This window comes from Oceanisphaera psychrotolerans (assembly GCF_001870485.1).
Taxonomy (GTDB): domain Bacteria; phylum Pseudomonadota; class Gammaproteobacteria; order Enterobacterales; family Aeromonadaceae; genus Oceanimonas; species Oceanimonas psychrotolerans.
Map to the genome: position 1 here is coordinate 79,669 of NZ_MDKE01000002.1, position 26,931 is coordinate 106,599.

The window sequence follows — 26,931 nt, forward strand, 5'->3', positions numbered from 1 at the left end:
GGACAGACCCTAGCCTTTATCCTCGGTCAGGTTGTCGTCACCATGCAACTCTTTCAGCTTGCGGGTCAGGGTATTGCGACCCCAGCCGAGCAGGCGTGCCGCATCCTGCTTGTGGCCCTGAGTATGGCTCAGGGCGCAGTCGAGCAGGATGCGCTCGAATTCGGGCATGGCATCGGCCAGCAAATCCTGCTGGCCACGGGCCAGCTCCTGCCGGGCCCAGTCCTGCAGCGCCTGGCGCCAGTCTTGCCCGGCACTACCGGTTTCTTTTTCCCGCTCTTTCTGCATCAGCTCCGGGGGCAGGTCGGCGACCAGTACCTCCTGGCCCGAGGCCATGACCGTCAGCCAGCGGCAGACGTTTTCCAGCTGACGCACATTACCGGGCCAGGACAGGGATTGCAGATAGGACTGGGTATCCGGATGCAGGCTCTTGGCTTCCACGCTCAGCTCCTTCGCAGCCTTGGTCAGGAAGTGACGGGCCAGCTTGGGAATGTCTTCTCTTCGATCTTTCAGTGCCGGCATATGGACGCGGATCACGTTGAGCCGGTGGAACAGATCTTCACGGAAATCGCCATCCTCTACCTTCAGCTCCAGATCCTGGTGGGTAGCGGCGATGATGCGTACGTCCACCTTGATCGGCTGGTGGCCACCGACCCGGTAGAACTGGCCATCGGACAGCACCCGCAACAGCCGGGTCTGGATATCCAGCGGCATGTCACCGATCTCGTCGAGGAAGAGAGTGCCACCGTTGGCCTGTTCGAAGCGACCCTGACGGACGCTGTTGGCGCCGGTGAAGGAGCCCTTTTCATGGCCGAACAATTCAGATTCAATCAAATCCTTCGGGATGGCCGCCATGTTCAGTGCAATAAAGGGGCTCTTGGCGCGTGGGCTGTGCTTGTGCAGCGCATGAGCCACCAGTTCCTTGCCGGTACCGCTCTGGCCGTTGATCAGTACCGAGATGGAGGAGCGGGCCAGGCGGCCGATGGCGCGAAACACCTCCTGCATCGCCGGGGCTTCGCCGATGATCTCGGGGGCATTGAGGGTGTCCAGTTCGGCGACCCGGGCCTTGCTTTTGCTTTCCCGCAGGTGGGCCATGGCACGTTGCACCAGGATCACCGCCTCGTCGATATCGAAGGGTTTGGGCAGGTATTCGAAGGCGCCGTGCTGATAGGCGCTGACCGCGCTGTCCAGATCCGAATGGGCGGTCATGATGATGACCGGCAGCTGGGGCACCTGTTCGTGAATGGCGCCGAGCAGGGTCAGGCCATCCATGCCCCCCATGCGAATATCGGACACCACCACGCTGGGCTGGCTGCGGGACAGTGCCGCCAGCACGCTTTCGCCGTCGTTGAAGCTCTGGCAGTCGAAGCCGGCCTGACCCAGGGCGCGCTCCAGTACCCAGCGAATCGAGCTGTCGTCATCAACTATCCATACTTGTTCTGTCATAAGGCTCTCCTAGCGGCGTAACGGCAGATAAATGATAAATTCGGTGCGCCCGGGCCGGCTCTGAGTCTCGATGCGGCCCTGATGCTGATGGATCAGATCCTGGGCGATGGACAGCCCCAGGCCGGTACCGCCTTCGCGCCCGGTCACCATGGGATAGAACAGGGTATCGCGCAGGGGCTCGGGAATACCGGGGCCGTCGTCGATGATGCGGATCTCGGCGGCCAGCCGGTAACGGCGGCCCTGCAGCATGACCTGAAAGGCGGTGCGGGTTCTGATTTGAATATGACCGCGATCGCCCAGTACCTCGGCGGCGTTGCGCACGATATTGAGCAGGGCCTGTTGCAGTTGCTCCGGATCCATTTCGAAGTCGGGAATGCTGGGGTCGTAATCCCGGCTGAGGGTGATGCCGGACGGAATTTCCATCGCGACCAGCCGACGTACCTGCTCCAGTACCGAATGCAGGTTGGTAACCTGACGCTGGCCGGGGCGTTGTGGCCCCAGCAGCCGGTCGACTAGGTTACGTAGCCGATCCGCCTGGGCGATAATCAGTTGGGTAAATTCCTTCAGTTCTTCCCGCGGCAGTTCCCGTTCCAGTAACTGGGCGGCGCCGCGCAGGCCCCCCAGCGGGTTCTTGATTTCGTGGGCCAGACCGCGGACCAGCTCTCGCGCCGCCTGTTGCTGAGCTCGTTGTTGCAGCTCCTGACTGATTTTTTTCTGCTGGTCGATCAGCCTCAATTCGATCAGTGCCTGGGACCGTGCCGGTTCCCGGGCTGGTAAAGGCTGGGGCAGGGGGGTAACGCTGACTTCAACCCAGCGTGGATCGCCGTCGATCATCAGCTGGACTTCGCTGTCGGTAAATCCCTGCTCGGTGTTGATGCAGTGTTTGATGCGCTGAATATCGAGCGAGATATCCTCTTCCAGCAGGTTAAGCGGCATCGCCTGCAGTCGGCGCTTGCTCAGCGGCAGCAGCTGCTCGGCGGCGGTGTTGGCAAAATGAACCTGCATCTCGGCGTCTACCACCAGCACCGCCGTGAGCAGGTTATCGATAATCGTTTGTGCACCTGGCTGGGATCCCGACACTTTTTTTCCTCTCGTCTGCATTTGCACCACCATGGTGCATGCATTCTAACCCGAATTCGGCGCCCCTGCCGCTCAGGGCACAGTGGCGCAGGCATGCCCCGTACTGGTGCCGCTACTTGTATCGGAATAATGCAAGAAACCTGCCATTTGCCAGAATGCGTCAAGGGGCTGAGTGATACAGTCAGGGATTTGAATAATATAGTTATCAAGATCATAATTAGCGCGCTAACTAATTTGGAGATGGCGATGAAAACTCTGGGAATGTCTCTGGCCTGTCTGGTTCGGCAGTGGCGCTGGCTTAATGATGAGCGGCTCAAGCCGCTGGGACTGACCCAAAGCCGCTGGATCACCCTGACACATCTGAAATATGAAGACGGTATCCAGCAACATCAGCTGGCGCGTCGGGTGGGGGTGGAAAGTCCGTCACTGGTACGCACCCTGGACGGGCTGGAACAGCTGGGGCTGGTAGAGCGTCGCACCTGTGCCGATGATCGCCGTGGCAAGAGAGTGCACCTGACGCCGGCGGTGCGCCCGTTGATGGACGAGATGGACGCGGTGCTGGACCAGACCCGCCAGCAGGTGCTGGCGGGTCTGAGTGAACAGGAGATCAGGGAATTCAACCGCATGGTGGAGCACATCAACCAGAACCTCAACGGGATCTGTGGCCACAAAGAATAACGCAACCGAGGTCATCATGACGCCAGAACAGAGTTTCAGCCGCTGGATAAAAGTGGCCCTGAGCGCCTTTTTTCTGCTTTTTGTTTATTTCGTTATCGCCGACAACTATATGCCGATGACACCGGAAGCCCGCCTGCAGCGCTATGTGGTGCCGGTCTCGGCCCGGGTCTCCGGCCAGGTCAGCCGGGTGCATGTCACCAATAATCAGCGAGTAGAGTCGGGGCAGCTGCTGTTTGAACTGGACGACAGCGATTATCAACTGGCGGTCAAGCGGGCCGAGCTGGCGAAGAGTCAGGCGCAAGTTGCACAAGACAGAGCGCAGTCCGGTCTGGCGGAAGTGAAGGCCGAGGCTCACAGAGCCGAACTGCAAGTGCATGAGCAGGCCCGGGAGGCGGAACGGATAGCCCGCTTGCATCGACAGGGTCATATGTCGCAGCAACAGCTGGATCAGGCCAATACCAGCGTCGGTCTGGTCCGTGATGCGCTCACCGTGGCCGAAGCTCGCCGGCAGGAGGCAGAGCAGGCACTGACGGCGGCTGCTCTTGCGGTCGAACAGGCCGAGGTGGCCTTGCGCCAGGCTCGACTCGACCTGGCTCGCACCCGGGTTCAGGCGGAAAGTCGCGGCCGCATCGGCAACCTGCAGTTGCGCCAGGGTCAGCATGCGGCGGCTGGCCAGCCGCTGATGGCGCTGATTTCGGAGCAGGCCTGGGTGAGTGCAGACTTGCGCGAGAAAAGCCTGCGCCATGTGCAATCCGGTACCCCGGTAGACATCATCTTCGATGCCCTGCCGGGACAAATCTTCGCCGGTCACGTCACCAGCATCGACAGCGGGGTTCGAGAAGGTCAGCAGGCGGCCGACGGACTGCTGGCCCAGCCGGTCAACTCCGATCGCTGGGTGCGCGACGCCCAGCGGCTGCGTACCCATATTGCACTGGATGACACCTGGCCGCCACTGGCCACCGGCGCCAAGGCCACGGTGCAGCTGTATCCGGTCGACAATCCGGTGCTGCATGGTCTGGCCGCCATGCAGGCGCGAGTGGTCAGTTTGCTGCGTTACCTGTATTGAGGCGATGACGATGGAACTGACCCCGGATCGGCTGCGCGTCTGTCTGCGTATCGCCTTTGGCAGCGCCGCCGGTATGCTGATAGCCAAGATGATGAACTGGAACTTCGGCGTCTTCTTCACCGTCTATCCCATGTTGTTGCTGGGCATGGTGCCGGTGCTGAACCGCTTCGTCAGCCTGCAGTTTATCGGTTCGTCGTTGCTGACCTCGCTCGAAATCATGGTGCTACCCGGCCTGCTTAGTCATTGGCCGCCGGCCTTTACGGTGGTGGTGTTCTGTCTGTTTCTGGGCCGCTTCCTGCTGATGGCCAGGGGGCCCATGCTGCTGTTTGGCGCCTCGGGTTGCGTCAGCCTCAGCATCATGCTGCATTTTTCCAGCTACCGGCAGTTTGATCTGGCAGACATGGCGATGAGCAATATCACCGCCTCGGTGTTATCGGTCGCGCTGGCGTACATCGCCTATGCGGTGCTGCCCAATCGCGAGCCGCTGGTGGCGCGGGCGCTGCCCGTCAAGAGCGATAATATCATCCGCCATCAGGCACTGCTGGGGGCCATCGTAGCGACCCTCAGCTTCACGGTGTTTCAGACGGTCGATCTGGTGGACTCGCTCTCGGCCCAGGTGGCGACGGTGCTGGTACTGTTTCCCATGAGTTTTGTCGGCGCGGTGCAGTCGGGTCGTCAGCGCTGCATGGGCACCTTGCTCGGCTGTGCGCTGGGGCTGCTGACCCAGCTGTTTTTATACCGCTATTACCACAACCTGCTGCTGCTGACGCTGTCATTCTGGTTGTGCGCCATGGTATTTGCGCGCTGGCACGTCAAGGAGGGCATGCCCGGAGTCGGCTTTGCCGGCCTGACCACGGTGGGCATTCTGTTTGGCCAGTATGTGTCACCAGAGCACGATCTGGTGTACAGCGCCTTGTATCGAATGAGCTCGATGACCATCGCCATTCTGTTGACCCTGTGCTGTGTGTATCTGGTACACAAGATGCTCAACCTGTTTCCTGCTACCCGGCACGAGATTCTGGGGTAATGTGGCGTGAGGCGTGTGAGCAAAGGGCCCGCTCCGCCGGCTCCCCGTAAACCAAACGTAAAAAGGCCCGGTTTCCCGGGCCTTTCATTTTCAGCGTGTCGCCGTCCGTCGGAGTTCAACCTGAACGTCTGCGGCTCTTCTTGGACGGAAGCACCAACGGCGATATTAGACCGAGTAGTACAGGTCGAACTCGAGCGGGTGAGTCGCCATGTTGATGATTTCGGTTTCTTTACGCTTGAGCTTGATGTAGGCGTCGATGAACTCGTCGCTGAACACACCGCCACGGGTCAGGAACTCGCGATCCTGATCCAGGTTGTCCAGGGCGTTGTCCAGAGACACGGCCACAGTCGGGATCTCGGCGGCTTCTTCGGCCGGCAGGTCGTACAAGTCCTTGTCCATGGCATCGCCCGGGTGGATCTTGTTCTGGATACCGTCCAGGCCGGCCATCAGCAGGGCGGCGAAGCACAGGTAAGGGTTGGCGGCCGGATCCGGGAAGCGGGTCTCGATGCGGCGAGCCTTGGGTGAGCTGACCAGCGGGATACGGATGGACGCAGAACGGTTACGGGCAGAGTAGGCCAGCATAACCGGGGCTTCGAAGCCGGGCACCAGACGCTTGTAGGAGTTGGTGGACGGGTTGGTGATGGCGTTCAGGGCGCGGGCGTGCTTGATGATACCGCCGATGTAGAACAGTGCGGTTTCGGACAGGCCACCGTACAGGTCGCCGGCAAACAGGTTTTCGCCGTTCTTGGCCAGAGACTGGTGCACGTGCATACCGGAACCGTTATCACCTACCAGCGGCTTGGGCATGAAGGTCGCAGTCTTGTTGAAGGCGTGGGCGACGTTGTGAACTACATACTTGTAGATCTGGATTTCGTCGGCCTTCAGGGTCAGAGTGTTGAATTTACAGGCAATTTCGTTCTGGCCCGCAGTCGCTACCTCGTGGTGGTGCGCTTCAACCACCAGGCCCATTTCTTCCATGATCAGACACATGGCAGAGCGGATGTCCTGAGAGGAATCCACCGGAGCAACCGGGAAATAACCGCCTTTCACGCCGGGACGGTGACCCTTGTTGCCTTCGGCATATTCACTGCCGGAGTTCCATTTGGCTTCTGAATCGTCAATTTTGAAGAAGCTGCCGGCCATGTCGGTGTGGAAACGGACGTCGTCGAACATGAAGAATTCGGGCTCGGGACCGATCAACACGGTGTCGGCGATGCCGGTAGACACCAGATATTCTTCGGCGCGCTTGGAGATGGAGCGCGGGTCACGGTCGTAGCCCTGCATGGTGCTCGGCTCGAGTACGTCGCAGCGAATGTTCAGGGTAGCGTCTTCGGTGAAGGGGTCCATCACTGCGGAAGCCGGATCGGGCATCAGCACCATGTCGGATTCGTTGATGGTTTTCCAGCCGCCGATGGAAGAGCCATCGAACATTTTACCGTCTTCAAAGAAATCTTCGTTAATCTGGTTGACCGGAATACTCACGTGCTGCTCTTTACCTTTGGTATCGGTAAAACGCAGATCGATGAATTTGACATCGTGTTCCTTGATCATGTCCATTACGTTTTCTACTGACATGGATTTCGACCTCCAAAAATAATCATCCTAGGGTTTGATGTTTGATGAACAAATTCATCAGTTGCCAACTATACAGAGAAATACAAAGCGAAAACTGTGCCACATTGCCAAATGCTTGTCATACTGGGGTTCTACTCTGGTATACGCGCACCAACGACCGCCATAATGCACTTAATTGGTGCGTTGATGGATCTTTTTGGTGCATTTGGATCTGGCGTTGACCATCATGGTGCATTCGGTGGCGCTTGGAAAGCTGTTGAGCAGTAATTTTCAATTCTTCTAGGCAGATCCGAGGTGGCCGAGTAAAATGACCGACCATTTTTTACCCACCCCCGGTATTTTGAGGCAGGAATGTTAGAAAACTTACGTAATATCGCTATCATCGCTCACGTTGACCATGGCAAGACCACCCTGGTGGACAAGCTGCTGCAACAGTCCGGCACCCTGGAAAGCCGCGGTGAAGCGGAAGAGCGGGTCATGGACTCCAACGATATAGAGCGGGAGCGCGGCATTACCATTCTTGCCAAGAACACCGCCCTGCGCTGGAAGTCTCCCGAAGAACAGGAATTCCGCATCAACATCGTGGACACCCCCGGACACGCCGATTTCGGCGGTGAAGTAGAGCGGGTAATGTCGATGGTTGACTCGGTACTGCTGCTGGTCGATGCCCAGGAAGGTCCCATGCCGCAGACCCGCTTCGTGACCCAGAAGGCGTTTGCCCAGGGCCTGAAGCCTATCGTTATCATCAACAAGGTCGACAAGCCCGGCGCACGTCCCGACTGGGTGATGGATCAGGTCTTCGACCTGTTCGACAACCTGGGTGCGACCGACGAACAGCTCGACTTCCAGGTGGTTTACGCTTCCGGCCTGAACGGCTGGGCATCTCTGGACGCCGATACCCCGGCCGAAGACATGACCGCCCTGTTCCAGACCATCGTCGATCAGGTTCCGCCGCCCGACGCCGACCTGGAAGGTCCGCTGCAGATGCAGATCTCCCAGCTGGATTACTCTTCCTATGTGGGCGTTATCGGTATCGGCCGCATCAAGCGCGGTACCGTCAAGGTCAACCAGCAGGTGACCGTCGTCGGTGCCGATGGCAAGACCCGCAACGGTAAAATCGGCCAGGTCATGGGCTATCTGGGCCTGAAGCGTCACGAAGTGGCCTCCGCCAATGCCGGCGACATCGTGGCCATTACCGGTCTGGGTGAGCTGAAAATTTCCGACACCGTCTGTGCTCAGGGTTCAGCCGAAGCACTGCCGGCGCTGTCGGTCGACGAACCGACCGTGACCATGACCTTCCAGGTCAACACCTCGCCCTTCGCCGGCCAGGACGGCAAGTATGTGACTTCTCGTAACATTCTGGAGCGTCTGACTTCCGAGCTGGTGCACAACGTGGCCCTGCGTGTGGAAGAAACCGGTGATCCCGACAAGTTCCGCGTATCTGGCCGGGGCGAACTGCACCTGGGCATCCTGATCGAAAACATGCGTCGTGAAGGCTTCGAACTGGCGGTGTCTCGCCCCGAAGTTATTCTGAAGGAAGAAGACGGCGTCAAAATGGAACCCTTCGAAACCCTGACCGTGGACGTGGAAGAAGAAAGCCAGGGTTCCGTGATGGAGAAGCTGGGCGAGCGCAAGGCCGAGATGACCAACATGGTGCCGGATGGCAAGGGCCGTGTACGTATCGACTTCATCGTTCCCGCCCGTGGCCTGATCGGCTTCCAGACCGAGTTCATGACCCTGACCTCCGGTTCCGGCCTGATGTACCACACCTTCGACCATTACGGTCCGCACAAGGGTGGCAACATCGGTCAGCGCATCAACGGTGTGTTGATCTCCAACGGCAAGGGCAAGGCCCTGGCCTACGCCCTGTTCAACCTGCAGGAGCGTGGTCGCCTGTTTATCGAGCACGCCACCGAGGTGTACGAAGGCATGGTGATCGGTATTCACAACCGCTCCAACGACCTGACCGTAAACTGCCTCAAGGGCAAGCAGCTGACCAACATCCGTGCCGCCGGTACCGATGAGGCGCTGACCCTGGTAACGCCGATCAGAATGACACTGGAGCAGGCTCTGGAATTCATCGATGATGACGAGCTGGTTGAAGTAACTCCCAACCACATCCGTATTCGCAAGCGTCTGCTGGGTGAAAACGACCGTAAACGTGCCGGTCGTGCATAAGTTCAGCCGCCGAGTTGAATAAAAGTGAAAGGGCGCCTCGGCGCCCTTTGTTGTATCTGGGTCCCGGCGCGGCCACGATTTGCGGCATCAACCAGATCCGGCTGGCACTGTGCCTGACTAATTTGCCACAATGGAAGTCTCTTATTGGCGAAACGAGGTCTCCATGAATCAAGTTGTCGCGCAGATTGTTCATCGGCTGCATTTTATTCGCGAACATGGCCTGAGTTTCGGCTGCTTCATGCTTAAACGGGTACAGCAGGACCGGCTGACGGTCACTGCCGGTTACCTGGCCTATATCACCCTGCTGTCGCTGGTGCCGATGATCGCCGTGGTGTTCGCCATGATGTCGGCATTTCCCATGTTCGGTGAATTGCAGGAAACCATTCAGAATTTCGTGTTCACCAATTTCGTGCCGGCCGCCGGTGATGTGGTGCAGGAAAATATCCAGGGCTTTGTCGACAACGCCTCCAGGATGACGGCGGTGGGGGTGGCGGCACTGGCGGTGACCGCCATGCTGCTGATCTCGGCCATCGATGATAATTTCAATCATATCTGGCGGGTTACCCAGAAGCGGCGCTGGTCGGTGGCTTTTTCCACCTACTGGATGATACTGACCCTGGGGCCTATTCTCGCCGGGGCCAGCCTGGCCGTGACCTCCTACATTACTTCCATGCGCGTGTTCCAGGCCGATACCGTTCTGGGGGCCGGGACTCTGCTGCTGGGACTGCTGCCTTTCCTGCTGTCGACCCTGATGTTCGTGGTGTTTTATATGGTCGTGCCCAACGTGAGAGTGCGGTTCAGCCATGCCATCTGCGGGGCCCTGGTGGCGGCACTGCTGTTCGAGCTGGCCAAACGGGCCTTTGCTTTTTATATCACCCAGTTTCCTTCCTACGAGGCGATCTACGGCGCCCTGGCCACCATTCCTATCCTCTTTGTCTGGGTCTATCTGAGCTGGCTGATTGCCCTGCTGGGGGCCGAGATGACGGCCAGCCTCGGTGACTATGAGCGTTCCCAGGGGCTAAGCTTTAAGGCGGATGACACCGACGATACCGAGGATAACGAGTGATGCGAACCCTGTACCCGAGTATTAGCGCCCATCGCCAGCAGTGGCTGCAGGTGTCGGAGCGACACCGGATCTATGTGGAAGAAAGCGGCAACCCGCTCGGCATTCCGGTGGTGCTGGTCCACGGGGGGCCAGGCGCCGGCACCAGTCCCGAACACCGGCGTTTTTTCGATCCCGAACGGTACCGCATCATCCTGTTCGATCAGCGTGGTGCCGGTCAGTCTGAGCCTCATGCAGAGCTGGCTGATAACCATACTCAGGCACTGGTGGCGGACATGGAGCTGATCCGCGAGGCCGTGGGCGTGGAGTCCTGGCTGGTGTTCGGTGGTTCCTGGGGCTCGACCCTGGCCCTGTTTTATGCCATCGAGCATCCCGGGCGGGTATTGGGGCTGGTGCTGCGCGGTCTCTTTCTGGGCCGCCAGCAGGATCTGCACTGGCTCTATCAGCCCGATGGGGGGGCCGCTCAGTTGTTCCCGGACTATTACCGGGAATTTCTGCTTCCGCTGGACGGCGATGCCCGTCACCTGTTGAGCCGGTACTACCGGTTGCTGACCAGCAGTAACGAAGTGGCCCGGCTGCAGGCAGCCAGGGCCTGGGCCATCTGGGAAGGACGCATTGCGACTCTGCTACCGAGAATGGACGCAGAAAGCCATTACGGCGAGGCACACAGCGCCCTGGCGTTGGCGCGCATAGAGTGCCATTACTTCGTAAATAACTGTTTTGTAGAGGAAAACTATATTATCCGCGCGCTAGACAAGGTTAGGAGTCTGCCCGCCGTGCTGATACATGGCCGCTACGATGTCATCTGCAAGGCTGCCGGTGCCACCGAACTGGCCGCGCACTGGCCCGAATTAATGCTGCAAATCGTGCCGGGAGCCGGACATTCCGCCTTCGAACCGGGTATCATAGACGCGTTGGTGAAAGCCACCGATCATATGGCGAAGGAGTTAGCGCAGGCATGATAGCCCTGATCCAGAGAGTGAGTTCGGCCTCGGTTGTGGTGGCCGACGAGACCTTGGGCGCCATCGGCCCCGGTCTGCTGGTGTTGCTGGGCGTGGAGCGGGATGACGACAAGAGCCGAGCGGACAAGTTACTGAACAAGGTACTCGGTTATCGGGTGTTCAGTGACGAAGCCGGCAAGATGAACCTGAACCTGCGTCAGGCCGGTGGCAGCCTGCTGGTGGTGTCGCAGTTTACCCTCGCCGCCGACACCAACAGCGGCCTGCGGCCCAGCTTTTCCCGTGGCGCCGCGCCGAAGGACGCCGAACACTGGTACGACTATTTCGTGATGGCGGCGCGAGTTCAGGGAATTACCACCGAATCGGGCCGTTTTGCCGCCGATATGCAGGTAACGCTGACCAACGACGGCCCCGTCACCTTCTGGCTGCAGGTCTGACGCAGCCAACTAAACCTCTGCCGTCTCCCACGGCCAGATATCCCGGAATGATGACAACAGGAGCAGACCATGTATCAGGTGGTCACCCCGCAAACGGAAGCGGAACTTGAAGCCTATTACCTGCTGCGCTGGCAGCTGCTGCGCAAGCCCTGGCAACAGCCCAGAGGCTCGGAGCGAGATGAATTCGACGAGTATGCCCACCATCGGATGATGGTGGACAACAGCGGCAATCTGGTCGCCATTGGTCGCCTGTATGTCAGCGGTGACGAGGCCCAGATCCGTTTTATGGCGGTGGCGCCCGATTGGCGCGACCAGGGTCTGGGTACCCGTATGGTGCAGGCGCTGGAACAGGTGGCGCGGCAGCAGGGGGTGCGCCGGCTGGTGATGAACGCCCGGGAAGAGGCGGTGGCGTTTTACGGCCGCTGCGGTTTTACCGTGGTGGGGGAAGGTCCCATCAGTTTCGGCAAAATCCCCCATCGGCAGATGATCAAGGCGCTGACCTCGATTCATCAGATCCGCCATTGCCCCGAGCTGTGTGACGAACTGCAGCGCCAGTGGCACCGACGCATACCCATCAGTGAGAAAATGGGCGTCAAGATCATTCAGTACACCGGCAGCCGATTCAAGACCAAGGCCAACCTCACTGCCAACCTGAACCTGCATGAATCGATGTTCGCCGGCAGTATCTATAGCCAGTGCGTGTTGACCGGCTGGGGGCTGATCTGGTTGCAGATGCAGGAGTTCGGCCTCAGCGGCGACATAGTGCAGGGCAGTGGTGACATCAAATATCTGACCCCGGTATGGGATCAGCCTACCGCCGAGGTACAGGGCCGGCTGCGGGAGCAACTGTTGCCGTTGCAGAAGGGGGAGCGGGTAAGGGTCGAACTGAACGTGACCCTGTACAGCGGCGAACAGAAGGCGGCGACCTTCACCGGTCGTTATGTGATTCTGCCGCACTGATCTCCGCTCCTTAATCCTCGCGCTTGAGCTTGCGTACCGACTCTACCAGTCCGCCGGGCAGACCGGCGGCAGGGTAGGGCACCGGGCCTTTGTACCAGGGCTGGCAGGGGGTGGGCAGCTTGGGTTGGAACAGCCGCAGGCGCGGCGTCTGCCATTGATCTTCCAGTCGAATGGCCAGTTCCCGGCAGCCCTGGTCATTGATGGCGCCGAGCTCCAGCTGCCAGCTTCCGGCGAAGTTCAGCGCTCCGCGAACCGCCAGCAGGTGACGAACGCTCTGCAGGGCACTGCCGTCCAGCTGCCAGCGGCCCTGCCGGACCGGCCCTTTCAGCTCGGTGTGATAGATAAAACCATCGCTTTGTTCCAGATCCAGGGCCGCCAATATCGGGTCGACCCGAGTTGGGCGGCCATAGTCTTCGCCCAGTCGATGCTTCAGCCAGTCGTCCAGTCCCAGTTTTTCGATGAAGATATCCCGGCCATCCAGCGCCAGTGAGCCTTCCCAGCTGGCGGGCTGCCGAACGGCACCGGTGAGATCGGCACTGATATCCAGCCGCCCGGAAAAGTCGCGTTCTGCCTGCAGCCACTGGCTTAATCGCCGTAATTCCAGCTCCTGACCTTCCAGTCGTAACTGGCCCCGGTGCGGTGGATAGAGTCCGATGCTGCCGTCGAGGCGGATCTCGCCGTCGAGGAAATCCCCGCTCAGGTTATCCAGCAGCAGCCGGGTGTCATCGAGCCGGGCCTCGACAGCGCCGTGACGGGTGATCAGGCTGTCGAAGGCCAGCTCGCTCCAGTTGCCTTCGATCCGGGCCTGTTCGCTGAGCGGCCGCCACTGGGCCGTGGACCAGGCCAGGTCGGTGATAAAAAGCTGTCCGTCCAACAGTGACAGCGGCAGCCTGGGATCCATCGACAGCAGTTCAGTCTGGCTCAGGTTGAGTTTGTGAATGCGGAGGTCCGGCACCGGCCAGTTCAGATCCGGCTGCCAGATAAGCTTGCTGCCCAGCAACTGCAGATTATCGATATCCAGCCGTCCCTGCAGTGGATACCAGCGCAGCTCGGTGTCGACGGTGCCCTCGTAGGCCTTGCCCCTGAGGGTGAGCCCCAACTGTTCACGGCTGCTCAGCAGCTGGCCCTGATGCTCGTCCAGCCGCAGCCAGTCCAGTACCGCTTCCCGTGCCTGCCATTCGCCTCTGGCTTCGGGCAGGCCGCCGTCTTGCCATTCGAGGTAGCGAAGATGACCGTCGATGCCGTTGGCGGTCAGGGTCGGGCTGGTGATGCTGACATCCTTGAGCCGGGCCCGGTTGAGCAGCAGGGTCCACGCTTTATCGAGCCGAGGCGGTTGTTCGAACTGCAGCTGGTTATGGTTGAACTGCGGCTCGTTCAGGGTCAGTTCCCGCGTCGAACGATCCAGTGTCAGCGCCGAATCGAACAGGCCATCGAACAACCGGCTCTGTACCTGATCCAGCATCAGCTGCTGCTGGCTGATACGGCCGGCGAGGTTGATTTGTGACATCTCCAGCCAGGGGTGAGACAGCTGACGGATCTGACCGCTCAGGGTCAGATCCGACCACCACTGCCATTCCCCCTGGCGCCTGGGCTGCCACCGGCTCAGGGTGAGGTTCGCGCCCTGAGCCTCCCAGCCATCCCAGGCCAGCGTCAGGTTTTTGGTGTTCAGCTCGTCGATGGTGATATTGGCCAGGTTGTCCGGCAGATCCAGCTCGGAGACCTTGTCCAGCTGCAGCTTGCCGTCGATGACGTCTAGGGTGGCGATGCGGGTCTGGCCCGCCAGCGGTGACAGCGTGGCCAGTTGCAGATACAACTGGCGGGCGCTGAACCAGTCACCCAGCCGTACCTCTTCCGCCAGCAGGGTATAGGGATGCAGGGGGTTGAATTCCAGGCTGCCGATCGACAAGTCCAGCTCGGTGTGCTCGTTGAGCCAGCCCAGCACCGGCTTTTTCAGCTGGTTGGCATCAAAGACACTCAGCAGCAGCCAGCCGGCCAGCAGCAGCAGCAGCACGAACACCAACAGATATCTGGCCAGCTTCTTCATGGTGTATCCCTTTAAAATCCGATACTTGTATCATACATAGCTTGAACTGGGGCGGAAATAGCCTGCCATACATGGCCAGTCTTTTCATCGCTAAAGAGGCGCCTGCTGGTGGCTCCATCAAGCGATATTGGCGTTTCAGGAGGCCAAAGGGATCTGTTCCGCCGACCATGACATGCCATGGATGGCATGTCTGAGCTTACATGGATGTACTCGTAGCGAGTCGGCGGAGCGGGCCCTTTGGTCGCTGCATGCACGATTGGTGACCCAAAGCAGCCCTAGACTTTGCCGTAGTGATCCCGCTGCCCCAGCCAGCGACGGATCAGCGGTTCTACCACCGCCGGGTGGCGGTCGGCCAGGTAGCGGGCCAGGCGCTGCACCTCGGGCAACAGGGCCTGATCGCGCACCAGATCGGCAATTTTAAGATCCGCCAGCCCGGTCTGGCGGGTGCCGAGCAGCTCGCCCGGGCCGCGGATTTCCAGGTCTTTCTGGGCGATGACGAAGCCGTCGTTGGTATCGCGCAGTACCCCCAGCCGCTGACCGGCGGTCTTGGTCAGGGGCGCGTGATAGAGCAGCACACAGTGGGAGGCGACGGCGCCCCGACCGACCCGGCCGCGCAGCTGATGCAGCTGGGCCAGGCCGAGGCGCTCCGGATTTTCGATGATCATCAGCGAGGCATTGGGCACGTCCACCCCCACCTCGATTACCGTGGTGGCAACCAGCAGATCCAGCTTGCCGTCCTTGAAATCGGCCATCACCTGCTGCTTTTCCGCCGCCTTCATCCGCCCGTGCACCAGCCCGACCTTCAGCTCCGGCAACTGAGCGGTCAGCTCGGCGGCGGTATCCTCTGCCGCCTGACATTCCAGTACTTCCGACTCGTCGATCAGGGTGCAGACCCAGTAGGCCTGGCGGCCCTGCTCCCGACATACCTCGCGTACCCGGGCGACGATGTCCTCGCGGCGAGTATCGGGCATGGCGACTGTGGTCACCGGGGTGCGGCCCGGCGGCAGCTCATCGATGATGGAGGTGTCCAGATCCGCGTAGGCGGTCATCGCCAGGGTGCGGGGAATGGGGGTGGCGGTCATGATCAGCTGATGGGGATAGACCTCGCCCTGGCTGCCTTTCTCGCGCAGGGCCAGCCGCTGATGCACCCCGAAGCGATGCTGTTCATCGATGATCACCAGCTCCAGGGCGTTGAACTGCACCTGCTCCTGGAACAGCGCATGGGTGCCGACGATCATGCCCAGCTCGCCGCTGGCCAGCCGTTCCAGCTGCTCGGCCCGGGCCTTGCCCTTTACCTTGCCCGCCAGCCAGCCGACCTGAATTCCGAGTGGCGCCAGCCAGGCGGCGAAGTTGTTGGCATGCTGCTCGGCCAGCAGTTCGGTCGGCGCCATCAAGGCCACCTGGCCCTGATTTCCGATCACCTGCAGGGCCGCCAGTGCCGCCACCAGAGTCTTGCCGGACCCGACATCGCCCTGTACCAGCCGCATCATGGGCACGTTTTTCTGCAGATCGGCACCGATCTCTGCCACCACCCGCTGCTGGGCAACCGTGGGCGAGAACGGCAGCCGGGCCAGAAAGTCGTCAATCAGCCGGCCGGGATGCGCCAGGCTCCGGGCCTGGTGGGACTGACTCTGCTCGCGCACCTTGAGCACCGACAGGTTGTGGGCCAGCAGTTCTTCCATCACCAGTCGTTGCTGGGCCGGGTGCTGGCCCCGCTCCAGTTCGAACAGGGCGACATCCGGCGGCGGCCGGTGCAGCAGGCGTACGGCCTCGTTAAGGCCCAACTGTCGGTCGTAGAGACCGTCGGGCAGCCATTCCTGCAGCGGCTGCTGCTCCAGTAGTGCCAGCGCCTGGTCGGTGAGCTGGCGCAGGCTTATCTGGCGCAGTCCCTCGGTGGTGCCGTACACCGGGGTCAGGCTGGCCTCGGCACTGGCGGGCTGGTCGCCCTGCAACAGGGTGTATTCCGGGTGAATAATCTCCAGGCCGTGATGACCGGGCCTGATCTCGCCGAAGGCCCGCAGCCGGGTACCGGCCGTCAGGCTGTTTTTCTGGGCGGCGGCAAAGTTGAAGAAGCGCAGGGTCAGGGTGCCGCTGTCGTCACGCATCCGGCAGATCAGCATGCGCTTGCGGCCGTAGCTGATGTTGCTGTCGACGATTTCGCCCACCACCGAGGTGTGCATACCGGGCATCAACCCGGCGATGGGACAGATATGAGTGCGATCTTCGTAGCGCAGCGGCAGATGAAACAGCAGGTCCTGCACCGTTTCCAGGCCTAACCGGTGCAGTTTTTCCAGCATCTTCTCGCCAACGCCCTTGAGCAGGCTGAGGGACATCTTGTCCAGATTCATAACGGCCCTTCACTGTAAATATTTACAGAGAATAGCAAAGCCGGGATTAAAAGGGGACTGGCCAGTCCCCAGTCCCGAATCCCGGATGTTACAGCAGACGCTTGAGCAGCACGTTGGCCTGGGTGCGCTGGACCCGCTTCAGCAGTTTCTGTACCGGGGCGGGATAATCCGCCAGCTCTTCAATTTCCGTGAAGTGCTCCAGCCGGCGGCAGTGTGCGAGAATATTGGCCTTTTCTGCTGCGAAAGGTGCGTGCAGCAGTTGCTCCGGATCCTGCAGCAGGAGACCGTTCTCCAGATCCAGGCCCCAGGCGCGGGGGTTGAGGTTATTGCCGGTAATCATCGCCAGATCATCATCGACGAATAACCCCTTGAGATGGTAGGAGTTACGATCATGATGCCACAGCATGATGTTGAGCTTGCCCTGATAGATATAGGTCTGATTCGCGCGGGCAAAACGGCGCAGATTGGTCTCGTACAGATAGGGCAGGCCGCCGATGGTACGGAACGGCTCATCCGGCGGAATATAAAAGTCGTTGGCGGTCTTGTCGCCGATCACCAGTGTGACCTCGACCCCTTTCTTCAACAGGCTGCGAATGTCCTTGGCCAGCGGCTTGGGCAGGTTGAAGTAGGGTGTGCAGATAAACAGTTTTTCCCGGGTACCGCGTAGCAGGGTGCGAATGGCGCGGTTCAACCGGTTGCCGAGCTTGCCCAGCCCGGCCAGCGGGGTGACCGCCACCTGACCAGACTGGCGGGGCCGGTGGGTGAATTCGTAGCGGGTGCGCCTCATTTGCTGCTTGAACTGGCGGATGGCATGACGCAGCTGGCGGGCTCTGGGGATCTGGCTATCGGTCAGTAAAGGCACTGCCGGGTTATCGGCAAACAGCCGGTCCATATAGTCGACCATGGTGTCCGCCAGTCTGGCGTCGGTGAACTGATGGTAGCGATCACAGCGATAGCGGTCCTGCTGGTTCAGATAGATATCGTTGATACTGGCACCGGAATACAGCAGGGTATCGTCGAACACGAAGCCCTTGAGGTGCAGCACCCCCAGTATTTCCCGGCCCTTGACCGGCACACCGTAAATGCCCACAGGCTCCGGATAGCGGGCGGCAAATTCCTGATACATCTGGTGATTGCCACCCTGGCCCTGATGGCCAATCAGGCCGCGCTGGGCCCGGTGAAAGTCGACGAACAGACGAATATCCAGCTCGGGGCGAGCCTGTTTGGCTTCATAAAGAGCGGTCAGAATTTCACGGCCGGCGGCGTCGTTCTGCAGGTAGAGCGCCGCCAGGTAAATACGGTGCTGGGCGTTGGCGATCAGTTCCAGCAACCGCTGCCGGAAGGCATGGGCAGAATGCAGTATCTGCACCTGATCGGCATTTACCGCCAGCGTTGGCAGGCGCTCCAGCAAGGCTCGGTAGTTTTTGGCTAGTGGCATAGATAAACCCGGTTAATAAGGCGGTCCTGCAAGAGCATACTCGCACGACAAGATTCGGGGCAGTTTACCGAATATTGAGCAGGGGCGGCAAATTACCGCCCAGGGGCTTACAGCGGCCTGGTGGCTTGTTCCAGCCAGGTGAGATCACTACCGCTCAGTTGCGGGCTGATTTTTTCCCATACCGCCTTGTGGTAGTTGTTGAGCCACTGGACATGTTTGGGCTCGAGCCAGTCGAGATCCAGCAGTCGGGCGTCGAAGGGTACAAAGGTCAGGGTTTCAAATTCGAAGACCGGGATATCCCCCCGGGTGTGTGCGGGCTGCACCACCTGCAGATTTTCGCAGCGAATGCCGAAACCGTCTTCCCGGTAATAGCCGGGTTCGTTGGACACGATCATGCCGGTAGTGAGCGGCACCATGCTGCCTTTGGGCGAGATCCGCTGGGGCCCTTCGTGCACGCTGAGGTAATGGCCCACGCCGTGGCCGGTACCGTGGTCGAAGTTGTAACCTTGTTGCCACAGGGGCATGCGTGCCAGGGCATCCAGTTGCTGGCCGCCGGTACCGGCCGGAAAGCGGGCGCAGGCCAGATCGATATGGCCACGCAACACCAGGGTGAACAGCTTGCGCATTTCGTCATCGGGCTGGCCGACGGCCACCGTACGGGTGATGTCGGTGGTGCCGTCCAGATACTGGCCGCCGGAGTCGACCAGATAAATGGCATCCTGACCCAGGGCACGGGGAGTGCCGTTGTCGTGGTGGTAATGGCACATGGCGGCATTGGGCCCCAGTGCCGAGATGGTGTTGAAACTCGGCTCCACAAATTCCGGGTTCTGGCGACGAAAGGCCGCCAGCTGGTCGGCGAGGGTGCCTTCGTCTTCCTGCTCGGGATGGGGCTCGGCTGTCCGGCGGTCCAGCCAGGCCAGAAAGCGACACACGGCGGCGCCATCGCGCAGATGGGCGGCGCGACTGCCGTTTACTTCTACCGGGTTCTTGCAGGCCTTGGGCAACATGCAGGGGTCTTCGGCAAATACCAGCTCGGCCCCGGCCTGGCTCAGCATCAGGGTGCTCCAGGCGTTGGCGGTGTGCGGATCGAGTTGCACCCGGGCGCCTTGTTCGCCCAGTGTTTGCAGTGCCGTTTCCAGTTCACCGATGGGTAACAGGGCCACCCCCTGGCCGCAGTGAGCGGTCAGGTCCAGATCCTCGAACTTGTCGGTGTCCGCAAACAGCTGCACTTCACCATTCTGGTGCAGCAGCGCAAAGCTCAGTACCACCGGCAGGCAGTCGATATCTCGGCCGCGAATATTCAGCAGCCAGTTGATGGGCTCGGCCTGGGTCAGCAACTGAGCATCGACCCGGTCGGCGGCCAGGGTGTCGGCAAGGCGATTGCGTTTGGCCTCGCTGTGCTGGCCGCTGTATTCCTGGTCGAGCAGTAACGCAGGGCGACAGTCTGGCACCGGTTGGTCGTGCCAGTGCAGATCGATCAGATTTGCCGTGACCGGTACCAGCGTGATGTTGCTGGCAGCCAGTCTGGCCTCGGCGCGCTGATGCCAGTGGTGGCTGTGCAACCTGGGATCGAAGCCGACCCGGCTGCCGGCGGTCAGCTCGGCGCTCAGCCAGTCCAGATAGGGATCGGCGATCAGGTGGTGAAAGCTGAACAGTGCCGGATCGCACTGGTGACGCACCTGCACCGTATAGCGGCCATCCACGAACACCGCAGCCTTGTCGGCCAGCAGCACGGCGGCGCCGGCCGAGCCGTTGAAGCCGCTGATCCAGTCCAGTCGCTCGGCATGGGGGGGAATGTATTCGCCCAGGTGTTCGTCGTCATGGGGCACGATAAAGGCGTCCAGACCCTGTTGTGCCATGCTGTTGCGCACGGCGGCAAGACGAGAAGCATGCGTCATGGTGGCTCCTTAGCGAGAATTAAGCAGTTGCGTGATGGACTGATCCGCCGATGCGATATGTTGTTTCAACCGGACGGCGGCTTCAAATTGGCGCCGCTCCCGCTGGGGGTCACGACCATGGCCAAGGCTGCACAGGTCGGGCAGTGCAGCCGGCTGGATCAGGGATTTGCAGGGGGCCCGGTTCATCTGGAATTGTATAGGGTTTGCGATTGACTCACTCTACTCCGCCTGCGAAGGGTTGGCAAACCGCGGCTTGACCTTCAATTGCTGGATCAACAACGCCACCACTATCATCGACAACCCGACCAGGGTGGCGGGGTAGATTTCTTCGCCCACCAGAAAACGCAGCAGCAGCAGCGAAGCGAACGGCGAGATGAAGATCAGGTTGGAGATACGGGCGGTATTTTCCGCATGGCGCATGGCCATCAGCCACATCACGAAGGCGAAGCCCATTTCAAACATGCCCACATAGATGGCGCCAACCCAGCCTTGCCAGGCGGTCAGGTTGAAATCAGACCAGATGGCGGTGGCCAGGGTAATAATCGGCAGTGCCAGGATGAAGCTCAGGGTCAGCGCCACCAGCGGATCACCCTGATTGCGGGTGTTGAGTATCCAGTAGCTTGCCCAGATCAGGGTGGAGATCAGCGCCAGGGCTACGCCGAGGGGATCGTCAAAATCCAGGCTGAGCACGTTGCCCTTGGTGGCGATGACCATGGCGCCCAGATAACCGAGCACGATGGCGACCCAGTCCTGTCGGCGGATTTTCTGACCCAGGAAGGGCACCGCCAGCAGGGTAAGCGTAATGGCCCAGGTGTAGTTGAGCGTTTGTGCCTGTTGTGCCGGCAGCCGGTCATAGGCCTGGAACAGGATCAGGTAATAGAGTGCCGGGTTGAGCAGGCCGAGCAGCAGATAAAAACCGGGCCGGGCGCGTAGATAAGTGCCAAGCAAGGCCAGCTTGCCCTGGTAGGAAAGCAGCCCCAGCAGCACCAGGATGGAGCTGGCGGTGGCCACCAGCAACAGCTGAGCCGGCGAAAAATAGTTCAGCGAGAGCTTGAAGGCGGTGGCCACCGTCGACCAGCAGGCCACGGCCCCCAGCCCGAACAGATAGGCTTTCTTTTGATCTTTCATTGTTGTTATCAACTGTTATCAACTGTTATCAACCGTGCAGAGAATAGGCCAGTGTAGGAAGCCAGGGGGCGGGGAGCAAGGGGTAAGCGGCCGGCTATTGCAGTTCGTCGAAGGGGCGGCGTTTTTCTTCTTCCAGCGTGAGCTCCTCCAGAATTCGGACCCGCTCGCGCAGCCGGTGGTTTTCCGCTTCCAGCTCCTGCAGACGCTCGTCGACTTCGCTCTGAGTGCGGCCCTGATGTACCAGCAGTAACACCAGACCGATGACCAGCCCCAGCAACAGTATCCACAGCAACATGATGATTCCCTCCGGTGTGACAAGGTCAGCTTACTATCCAATGACCGCCGTAATAAAGGAAGGGCTGCACGAGGCAGCCCTTCGATTGATATTACATCGAGCTTTGCTTAATGATTACCCTGTGCCTTGGGCGTCTGGCTTTCATCGAATACCGGCAAGGGTTTGTGCCGTGAAGCCAGGAAGGTGTAGATCACCGGCAGCACGAACAGGGTGAACAGGGTACCTATGCTCAGACCCGAGACGATGACGATGCCCATGCCGAAGCGGGAGATGGCACCGGCACCGACCGCGAACAGCAGCGGGATCAGGCCGGCCACCATGGCGGCGGTGGTCATCAGGATGGCGCGCAGGCGGACGCGAGCCGCGATACGGATGGCGTCGGTGCGGTCGCGGCCGTTATGCAGTTGCTCTTCCTTGGCCACCTCGCACATCAGAATGCCGTGCTTGGTGATGATGCCGACCAGGGTGATCAGCCCCACCTGGGTATAGATGTTCATGGTACCCAGGCCCCAGGCCAGCGCCACCAGGCGCCGGAAATGGCCAGCGGCACCGACACCATGATCACCAGCGGGTCACGCACACTCTCGAACTGGGACGCCAGCACCAGGAAGATGATGAACAGCGCCAGCAAAAAGGTCATGTACAGGGCATCGCCTTCGGTCACGAACTGGCGGGCCGCTCCCAGATAGTCGTGGTTGTAGCCGCTGGGCAGCTGGGCGGTGACTTCCTGCTCCAGAAAGCCGATGGCATCGCCCATGGATACCCCGGGGGTGAGCACGGCGCCGATGGTGGCCGAGTTCAGCTGGTTGTAGTGGGGCAGGGCGCGGGGCTCGGCTTCCATGGTGATCGACACCAGATTGGCCAGCGGTACCATGTCGCCGTTGTTGGCGCGCACATAATAGTCGTTGATGGAGTCCGGATTGAGGCGGTTTTCCCGGGCAACCTGGGGAATGACCTCGTAGCTGCGGCCATCCAGATCGACCCGGTTGACGTAGCCGTCACTCATCATGGTGGACAGGGTAATGGCGATATCCTGCATGGTGACGCCGTAGGCGCCGGCCTTGTCCCGGTTGACCTCGATTTTCATGGTGCCCGAGTCGAACGCCAGGTTCAGCTCGCTGTAGACAAACAGCGGGCTCTGGCGGACCTTGCCCAGCATCTCGGCGGCCACTTCATACAGGCTCTCGAAGTTGTTGGGAGTGGTCAGCACATACTGTACCGGCAGGCCGCTGGAAACCCCGGGCAGCTCGGGCCGCGGGAAGGCGCTGATGGCCACCGCCGGTATGGTCTGCAGCTGGGGACTGAGGCGACCCATGACGTCTTGCTGGGCATCCCGCTGGCTCCAGGGTTTGAGCACGGCGACCCCCAGGCCCTGGTTGGCATTGGGCACGCCGGACAGGGTTATCGAGGTACCGACGGCATCGTCCTGGTTGAGGATACCTACCGCCTGGCGCATGTTGCTCTCGATATAGTCGAGGTTGGCGGTATTGGGGGCCTTGGCCATCATCATGAAGACGCCACGGTCTTCATTGGGGGCTAGTTCGCTGGGAATGAAGCTGAACAGTACCGGCATGGTCGCGAACACCAGCAGGGCAAAGGCTATCACCACGGGACGTTTTTGCAGCACCGCATCCAGCATGCGGGCGTAGATGGCGGTAATCCTGTTCAGGGTGTTTTCCACCCCCTGTTCGAAGCGGTCAGGGTTGTCGTGGGCCTTGAGCAATTTCGAGCACATCATCGGCGACAGGGTCAGCGCCACTATGCCCGAGATGAACACGGCACCGGCCAGGGTGAGGGCAAATTCTTTGAACAGGGAACCGGTAATGCCGCTCATCAGCGCGATGGGCGCATAGACCGCCGCCAGGGTGATGGTCATGGTGATCACCGGCAGGGCAATTTCCCGGGTGCCGAGGATGGCGGCTCGGTAGGGCGGTTCGCCGGCCTTGATGTGCCGGTCGACGTTTTCCACCACCACGATGGCGTCATCCACCACCAGACCGATGGCCAGTACCATGGCCAGCAGCGTCATCAGGTTGATGCTGAAGCCGAACATGCTCATCAGCATGACCACCCCGATCAGCGACAGGGGGATGGTGATGATGGGGATCAGTACGGCGCGCAGCGAGCCCAGGAACAGGGTAATGACCACGAGCACGATCAGCGAGGCCTCGAGTATGGTCTTGAGCACCTCGGCGATGGACTCGTTGATGGCGTCGGTGGCGTCGTACAGCAGCTTCATCTTGATGGTGTCGGGCATGTTGCGCTCAAGCTCCGGCAACATGATCCGCACATTGTCGGCCACATCCAGCGGGTTGGCGGAGGGGGTGGGATCGACACCGATGATTACCGCTGGCTCACCGTTGGCCAGGGCGCGCACCACATCGTGGCTTTTTTCCAGCGATACCTTGGCCACGTCGCGCAGCCGCACCACGGCATCATCCCGGGTGGCAACCACCAGCGACTCCAGCTGTTCGGTGTTCTCGACCTGGGAGTTGATGTCGCTGTTGTAGAGCATGAAATAACCGGTCGACTGACCGGCCGCCGACTGATAGTTGTTGGCCTGCAGCACCGACAGGATTTCGCTGGCGGTCAGCTGATGGGCCGCCATACGCAGCGGATCCAGCCAGATACGCAGGGCGAACTGGGTGCCACCGAACAGGTTGAGCTTGGCTACCCCGTCCACCGAGTAGAACTGGGGCTGCACCACCCGTTCCAGGTAGTCGTTGATCTGGGGGGAATTGAGCTCGTCACTGCTGAAGGCGATATACATGATCGAGGTTGACGACCCCGTACTCATCTCCAGGCTGGGGTCTTCTGCCTCCTGAGGCAGCTCGGAACGCACCGAGTTGACCCGTGCCAGTATATCCGACAGTGCCGCATTGGGGTCGGTGTTCAGCTTCATCTGCACCGTGATCGTGGAGCTGCCGTTGGTGCTGGAGGAGTTCATGAAGTCGATGTTGTCGGCCTGGGCGATGGCCTGCTCCAGAGGCTGGGTAATAAAGCCTTGGATCAGGTCGGCACTGGCGCCGAAGTAGCTGGTGCTGACGGTGACCACGGTATTGGTCATCTCCGGGTATTCACGCACCTGCATTTTCTGCAGGGCCTGCAGCCCGAGCAGGACGATCAGCAGGCTGATCGAGACGGCCAGTACCGGCCGTTTGATAAAGATATCGGTAAAGCGCATCAGGTTCTCCGCTTACAGCAGGGGGGCCGATTCGGGGGTGTCGAGGGCATCGCTTTCCACCGGCTTGACGAGACTGCCGTTGGACAGGCGCACCTGGCCCGAAGTAACGATGGTCTCGCCGGATTTCAGGCCTTTGGTCACGCGGGCAAAATCGGCTTCACGTTCGGCGACTTCCACCACCCGTTGCCGGGCGACCAGCACGGTGTCGCCGTCATCGTTCTGCTGCTCTTCCACCACATAGACGGTCTGACCATAGAGGGTAAAGTTGATGGCATGCTGGGGCACCAGCAGCTGACCGGCGAGGGTCGGCAGGTTGACGTTCAGCTTGGCGAACATGCCCGAGCGCAGTTTGCCATCCTGATTGGGGATGCTGGCCTGCACCTGTACCACGCCCGACTCCGGATTAATCTGGGGTTCGATGGCGGTGATCTCGCCCTCGAACGGCGTCTCCGGATAGGCATCGACGAAGATGTTCAGCGTCTGCCCCACCTTGATGTCGGCAATCCGGGTCTGGGGAATGGTAAAGCGAATGCGGAACTGGCTGATGTCTTCCAGTCGGGCGATATCGGTGCCCGCATTCAGGTACTGACCGAGAAAGGCATTACGGATGCCCATGACGCCATCGAAGGGGGCACGAATGGTGCGTCTTTCTATGGTGGCCTTGAGTGAGTCAACCTGACCCTGCAGCTCCTGATAACTGGCCTGGGCATCATCCAGCTGGCCCTTGGAGACCGAGCCGCGGGAGTAGAGCTGGCGCATCCGCTCCAGATTGGCCTTCACCGCTGGCAGGCGGCCCTGGGTACTGCGCAGGTTTGCTTTTTCTACATCGGCATCCAGTTCAAGCAGAATATCGCCGGTGGCAACCTGTTGGCCTGATTCGAAGTGAATGGTACGCACAATGCCGGCCGATTCGTTACTGACGTTGATACCCTGAATGGGCTCGATAAAACCGATGGCGGCAATGCTGGGGGACCAGTCGACTGCCTCCACCGTCCGGGTGGTGACCGGGAAGCTGGGCACGGGCTGATTGGCGAAAAACTGTGCCATTTTCTCTTGCTTGAACAGGTTAAAGCCGATCACGCTGCCAAAAATCACTATGACTATCAGCAGCATGGACAGGGTCCATTTTTTCATCAGATTGCTCCGCAAATGTTTATCGTTTCAGGATGGCGTTCCAGTTGGCATCGATCAGAGATTCATACAGCCCTTCGTGCAAATCGATACGTCCCTTGGTGTGTTTCTGGGTCAGCAGCAGCAGATTTTCCAGGGTCATGCCGCACAACACCTCGGCCGGCAGCTCCCGGAACAGGCCCTCTTCGAGGCCCTGTTCGAAAAATTCGAACACGGGTTTGAAGTAACGGTCGTGCAGTTCCTGGTCTTCTTCCTTGCTGAACAGCGGTGAGGCTTCATATTGCACCCGGTAGAGCAGGCAATCCGGGCTGTCGAGCAGGCAGTGGATGGTATTCAGCCAGAGGGTGCGAAACTGGTCGTAGCAGCTCGCCCCGGGATCGAGTCCCCGGGTGACGCGGTTTCCAATCTCCTGCATCCGCTCTTCGTGCACACAGCGCAGCAGGGTTTCTTTATCGGCAAAATAACGATAGATGGTGCCGGTGGCGACGCCAGCATGCTGAGCCACCAGGTGCATCGACATGCCCTGAAAGCCGCAGCGGGCGATCAGGGTTTCTGCTGCACTGAGAATGCGTTCGCGTTTGTCGGACATGAGATTACCGCGTTACCGTATGAGATGACTTGTGAATGAACGTTCATTCATTTTTTGGGGATTCTAGATCTTTTCTTCTATAAGTCAATCGGCATCCGTGACACCTACCGCCAGTCTAGCCAAAAAAATCAGCATCCTGCCGGTAAAATCAGCACTCGGTGCTTTATTGTGAAAAAGTGCTGGACAAGAAAGGGGGTGAACCTTAGTATTCGCAGCGTCCAAATGTAGAGCGCCCGTAGCTCAGCTGGATAGAGCGCTGCCCTCCGGAGGCAGAGGTCACAGGTTCGAATCCTGTCGGGCGCGCCATCTGGTATTGGACGAAAAGTAGTATTGGTGACCGTAGCTCAGTTGGTAGAGTCCCGGATTGTGATTCCGGTTGTCGCGGGTTCGAGCCCCGTCGGTCACCCCAG

The 26,931-nt window shown here is 60.1% G+C and carries 19 protein-coding genes, 2 tRNA genes and 1 pseudogene; 10 read left to right on the plus strand and 12 right to left on the minus strand.

Annotated elements, in window-relative coordinates:
* Window positions 1–9: 9 nt before the first annotated feature.
* Entirely contained in the window at window positions 10–1,443 is a 1,434-nt protein-coding gene (gene glnG, locus BFR47_RS00865; protein ID WP_071471309.1) for a nitrogen regulation protein NR(I), read from the minus strand.
* Between the two features lie 9 nt (window positions 1,444–1,452).
* Entirely contained in the window at window positions 1,453–2,523 is a 1,071-nt protein-coding gene (gene glnL / locus BFR47_RS00870; RefSeq protein ID WP_245748736.1) for a nitrogen regulation protein NR(II), read from the minus strand.
* 246 nt (window positions 2,524–2,769) lie between these two features.
* Between glnL and slyA the strand changes: the two genes are divergently transcribed.
* The 3 genes from slyA to BFR47_RS00885 are packed head-to-tail and all read left to right on the plus strand — an operon-like array spanning window position 2,770 to window position 5,294.
* On the plus strand, window positions 2,770–3,201 hold the full coding sequence (gene slyA / locus BFR47_RS00875; protein WP_083398949.1) for a transcriptional regulator SlyA: 432 nt from the start codon (window positions 2,770–2,772) through the stop codon (window positions 3,199–3,201).
* A gap of 16 nt (window positions 3,202–3,217) precedes the next feature.
* A complete protein-coding gene (locus BFR47_RS00880; protein WP_083398950.1) occupies window positions 3,218–4,267 on the plus strand; it encodes an HlyD family secretion protein in 1,050 nt (349 codons plus the stop codon).
* 10 nt (window positions 4,268–4,277) lie between these two features.
* Complete coding sequence (locus tag BFR47_RS00885) at window positions 4,278–5,294, plus strand: DUF2955 domain-containing protein (protein ID WP_083398951.1); 1,017 nt, start codon at window positions 4,278–4,280, stop codon at window positions 5,292–5,294.
* 165 nt (window positions 5,295–5,459) lie between these two features.
* Here the strand turns inward: BFR47_RS00885 and glnA are convergent, their stop codons facing one another.
* Window positions 5,460–6,869 carry a glutamate--ammonia ligase gene (gene glnA, locus BFR47_RS00890; protein ID WP_071471313.1) on the minus strand — a complete coding sequence of 470 codons (1,410 nt, stop codon included), beginning with the start codon at window positions 6,867–6,869 and terminating at the stop codon, window positions 5,460–5,462.
* Window positions 6,870–7,220: 351 nt separating this feature from the next.
* On the opposite strand from glnA, the gene typA reads away from it, so the two are divergent.
* The 5 genes from typA (at window position 7,221) to BFR47_RS00915 (ending at window position 12,466) form a co-directional block, all read left to right on the plus strand.
* Window positions 7,221–9,047 carry a translational GTPase TypA gene (typA, locus tag BFR47_RS00895; protein ID WP_071471314.1) on the plus strand — a complete coding sequence of 609 codons (1,827 nt, stop codon included), beginning with the start codon at window positions 7,221–7,223 and terminating at the stop codon, window positions 9,045–9,047.
* 163 nt (window positions 9,048–9,210) lie between these two features.
* Window positions 9,211–10,113: a virulence factor BrkB family protein gene (locus BFR47_RS00900; RefSeq protein WP_071471315.1), complete on the plus strand. Its 903-nt coding sequence runs from the start codon at window positions 9,211–9,213 to the stop codon at window positions 10,111–10,113.
* Entirely contained in the window at window positions 10,113–11,072 is a 960-nt protein-coding gene (gene pip / locus BFR47_RS00905) for a prolyl aminopeptidase (protein ID WP_071471316.1), read from the plus strand. The genes BFR47_RS00900 and pip overlap by 1 nt, the downstream gene beginning before the upstream one ends.
* Entirely contained in the window at window positions 11,069–11,506 is a 438-nt protein-coding gene (gene dtd / locus BFR47_RS00910; protein ID WP_071471317.1) for a D-aminoacyl-tRNA deacylase, read from the plus strand. The genes pip and dtd overlap by 4 nt, the downstream gene beginning before the upstream one ends.
* A gap of 69 nt (window positions 11,507–11,575) precedes the next feature.
* The gene (locus BFR47_RS00915; protein ID WP_071471318.1) at window positions 11,576–12,466 is read left to right on the plus strand and encodes a bifunctional GNAT family N-acetyltransferase/hotdog fold thioesterase; all 891 of its coding nucleotides are present in this window, start codon (window positions 11,576–11,578) and stop codon (window positions 12,464–12,466) included.
* Between the two features lie 10 nt (window positions 12,467–12,476).
* On the opposite strand, the gene BFR47_RS00920 is transcribed toward BFR47_RS00915, so the two are convergent.
* The 9 genes and pseudogenes from BFR47_RS00920 to BFR47_RS00960 all read right to left on the minus strand — a co-directional run bounded on the left by BFR47_RS00920 (window position 12,477) and on the right by BFR47_RS00960 (window position 26,521).
* The gene (locus BFR47_RS00920; RefSeq protein ID WP_071471319.1) at window positions 12,477–14,510 is read right to left on the minus strand and encodes an AsmA family protein; all 2,034 of its coding nucleotides are present in this window, start codon (window positions 14,508–14,510) and stop codon (window positions 12,477–12,479) included.
* 275 nt (window positions 14,511–14,785) lie between these two features.
* A complete protein-coding gene (recG, locus tag BFR47_RS00925) occupies window positions 14,786–16,858 on the minus strand; it encodes an ATP-dependent DNA helicase RecG (RefSeq protein ID WP_071471320.1) in 2,073 nt (690 codons plus the stop codon).
* Between the two features lie 88 nt (window positions 16,859–16,946).
* On the minus strand, window positions 16,947–18,296 hold the full coding sequence (gene pssA, locus BFR47_RS00930) for a CDP-diacylglycerol--serine O-phosphatidyltransferase (protein WP_071471321.1): 1,350 nt from the start codon (window positions 18,294–18,296) through the stop codon (window positions 16,947–16,949).
* A 107-nt stretch (window positions 18,297–18,403) separates the two neighbouring features.
* The gene (locus BFR47_RS00935; protein ID WP_071471322.1) at window positions 18,404–20,194 is read right to left on the minus strand and encodes an aminopeptidase P family protein; all 1,791 of its coding nucleotides are present in this window, start codon (window positions 20,192–20,194) and stop codon (window positions 18,404–18,406) included.
* A gap of 219 nt (window positions 20,195–20,413) precedes the next feature.
* On the minus strand, window positions 20,414–21,322 hold the full coding sequence (locus BFR47_RS00940) for a DMT family transporter (RefSeq protein ID WP_071471323.1): 909 nt from the start codon (window positions 21,320–21,322) through the stop codon (window positions 20,414–20,416).
* 94 nt (window positions 21,323–21,416) lie between these two features.
* A complete protein-coding gene (locus BFR47_RS00945) occupies window positions 21,417–21,617 on the minus strand; it encodes a hypothetical protein (RefSeq protein WP_071471324.1) in 201 nt (66 codons plus the stop codon).
* A 107-nt stretch (window positions 21,618–21,724) separates the two neighbouring features.
* Window positions 21,725–24,801 (minus strand): annotated as a pseudogene (locus BFR47_RS00950) (multidrug efflux RND transporter permease subunit).
* A 12-nt stretch (window positions 24,802–24,813) separates the two neighbouring features.
* A complete protein-coding gene (locus tag BFR47_RS00955) occupies window positions 24,814–25,935 on the minus strand; it encodes an efflux RND transporter periplasmic adaptor subunit (protein WP_071471325.1) in 1,122 nt (373 codons plus the stop codon).
* Between the two features lie 19 nt (window positions 25,936–25,954).
* Window positions 25,955–26,521: a TetR/AcrR family transcriptional regulator gene (locus tag BFR47_RS00960; RefSeq protein WP_071471326.1), complete on the minus strand. Its 567-nt coding sequence runs from the start codon at window positions 26,519–26,521 to the stop codon at window positions 25,955–25,957.
* A gap of 229 nt (window positions 26,522–26,750) precedes the next feature.
* On the opposite strand from BFR47_RS00960, the gene BFR47_RS00965 reads away from it, so the two are divergent.
* Both BFR47_RS00965 and BFR47_RS00970 read left to right on the plus strand, forming a co-directional pair.
* Window positions 26,751–26,827: transfer RNA gene (locus BFR47_RS00965), tRNA-Arg, on the plus strand.
* Between the two features lie 27 nt (window positions 26,828–26,854).
* A tRNA-His gene (locus BFR47_RS00970) sits at window positions 26,855–26,930 on the plus strand.
* Window position 26,931 lies beyond the last annotated feature (1 nt).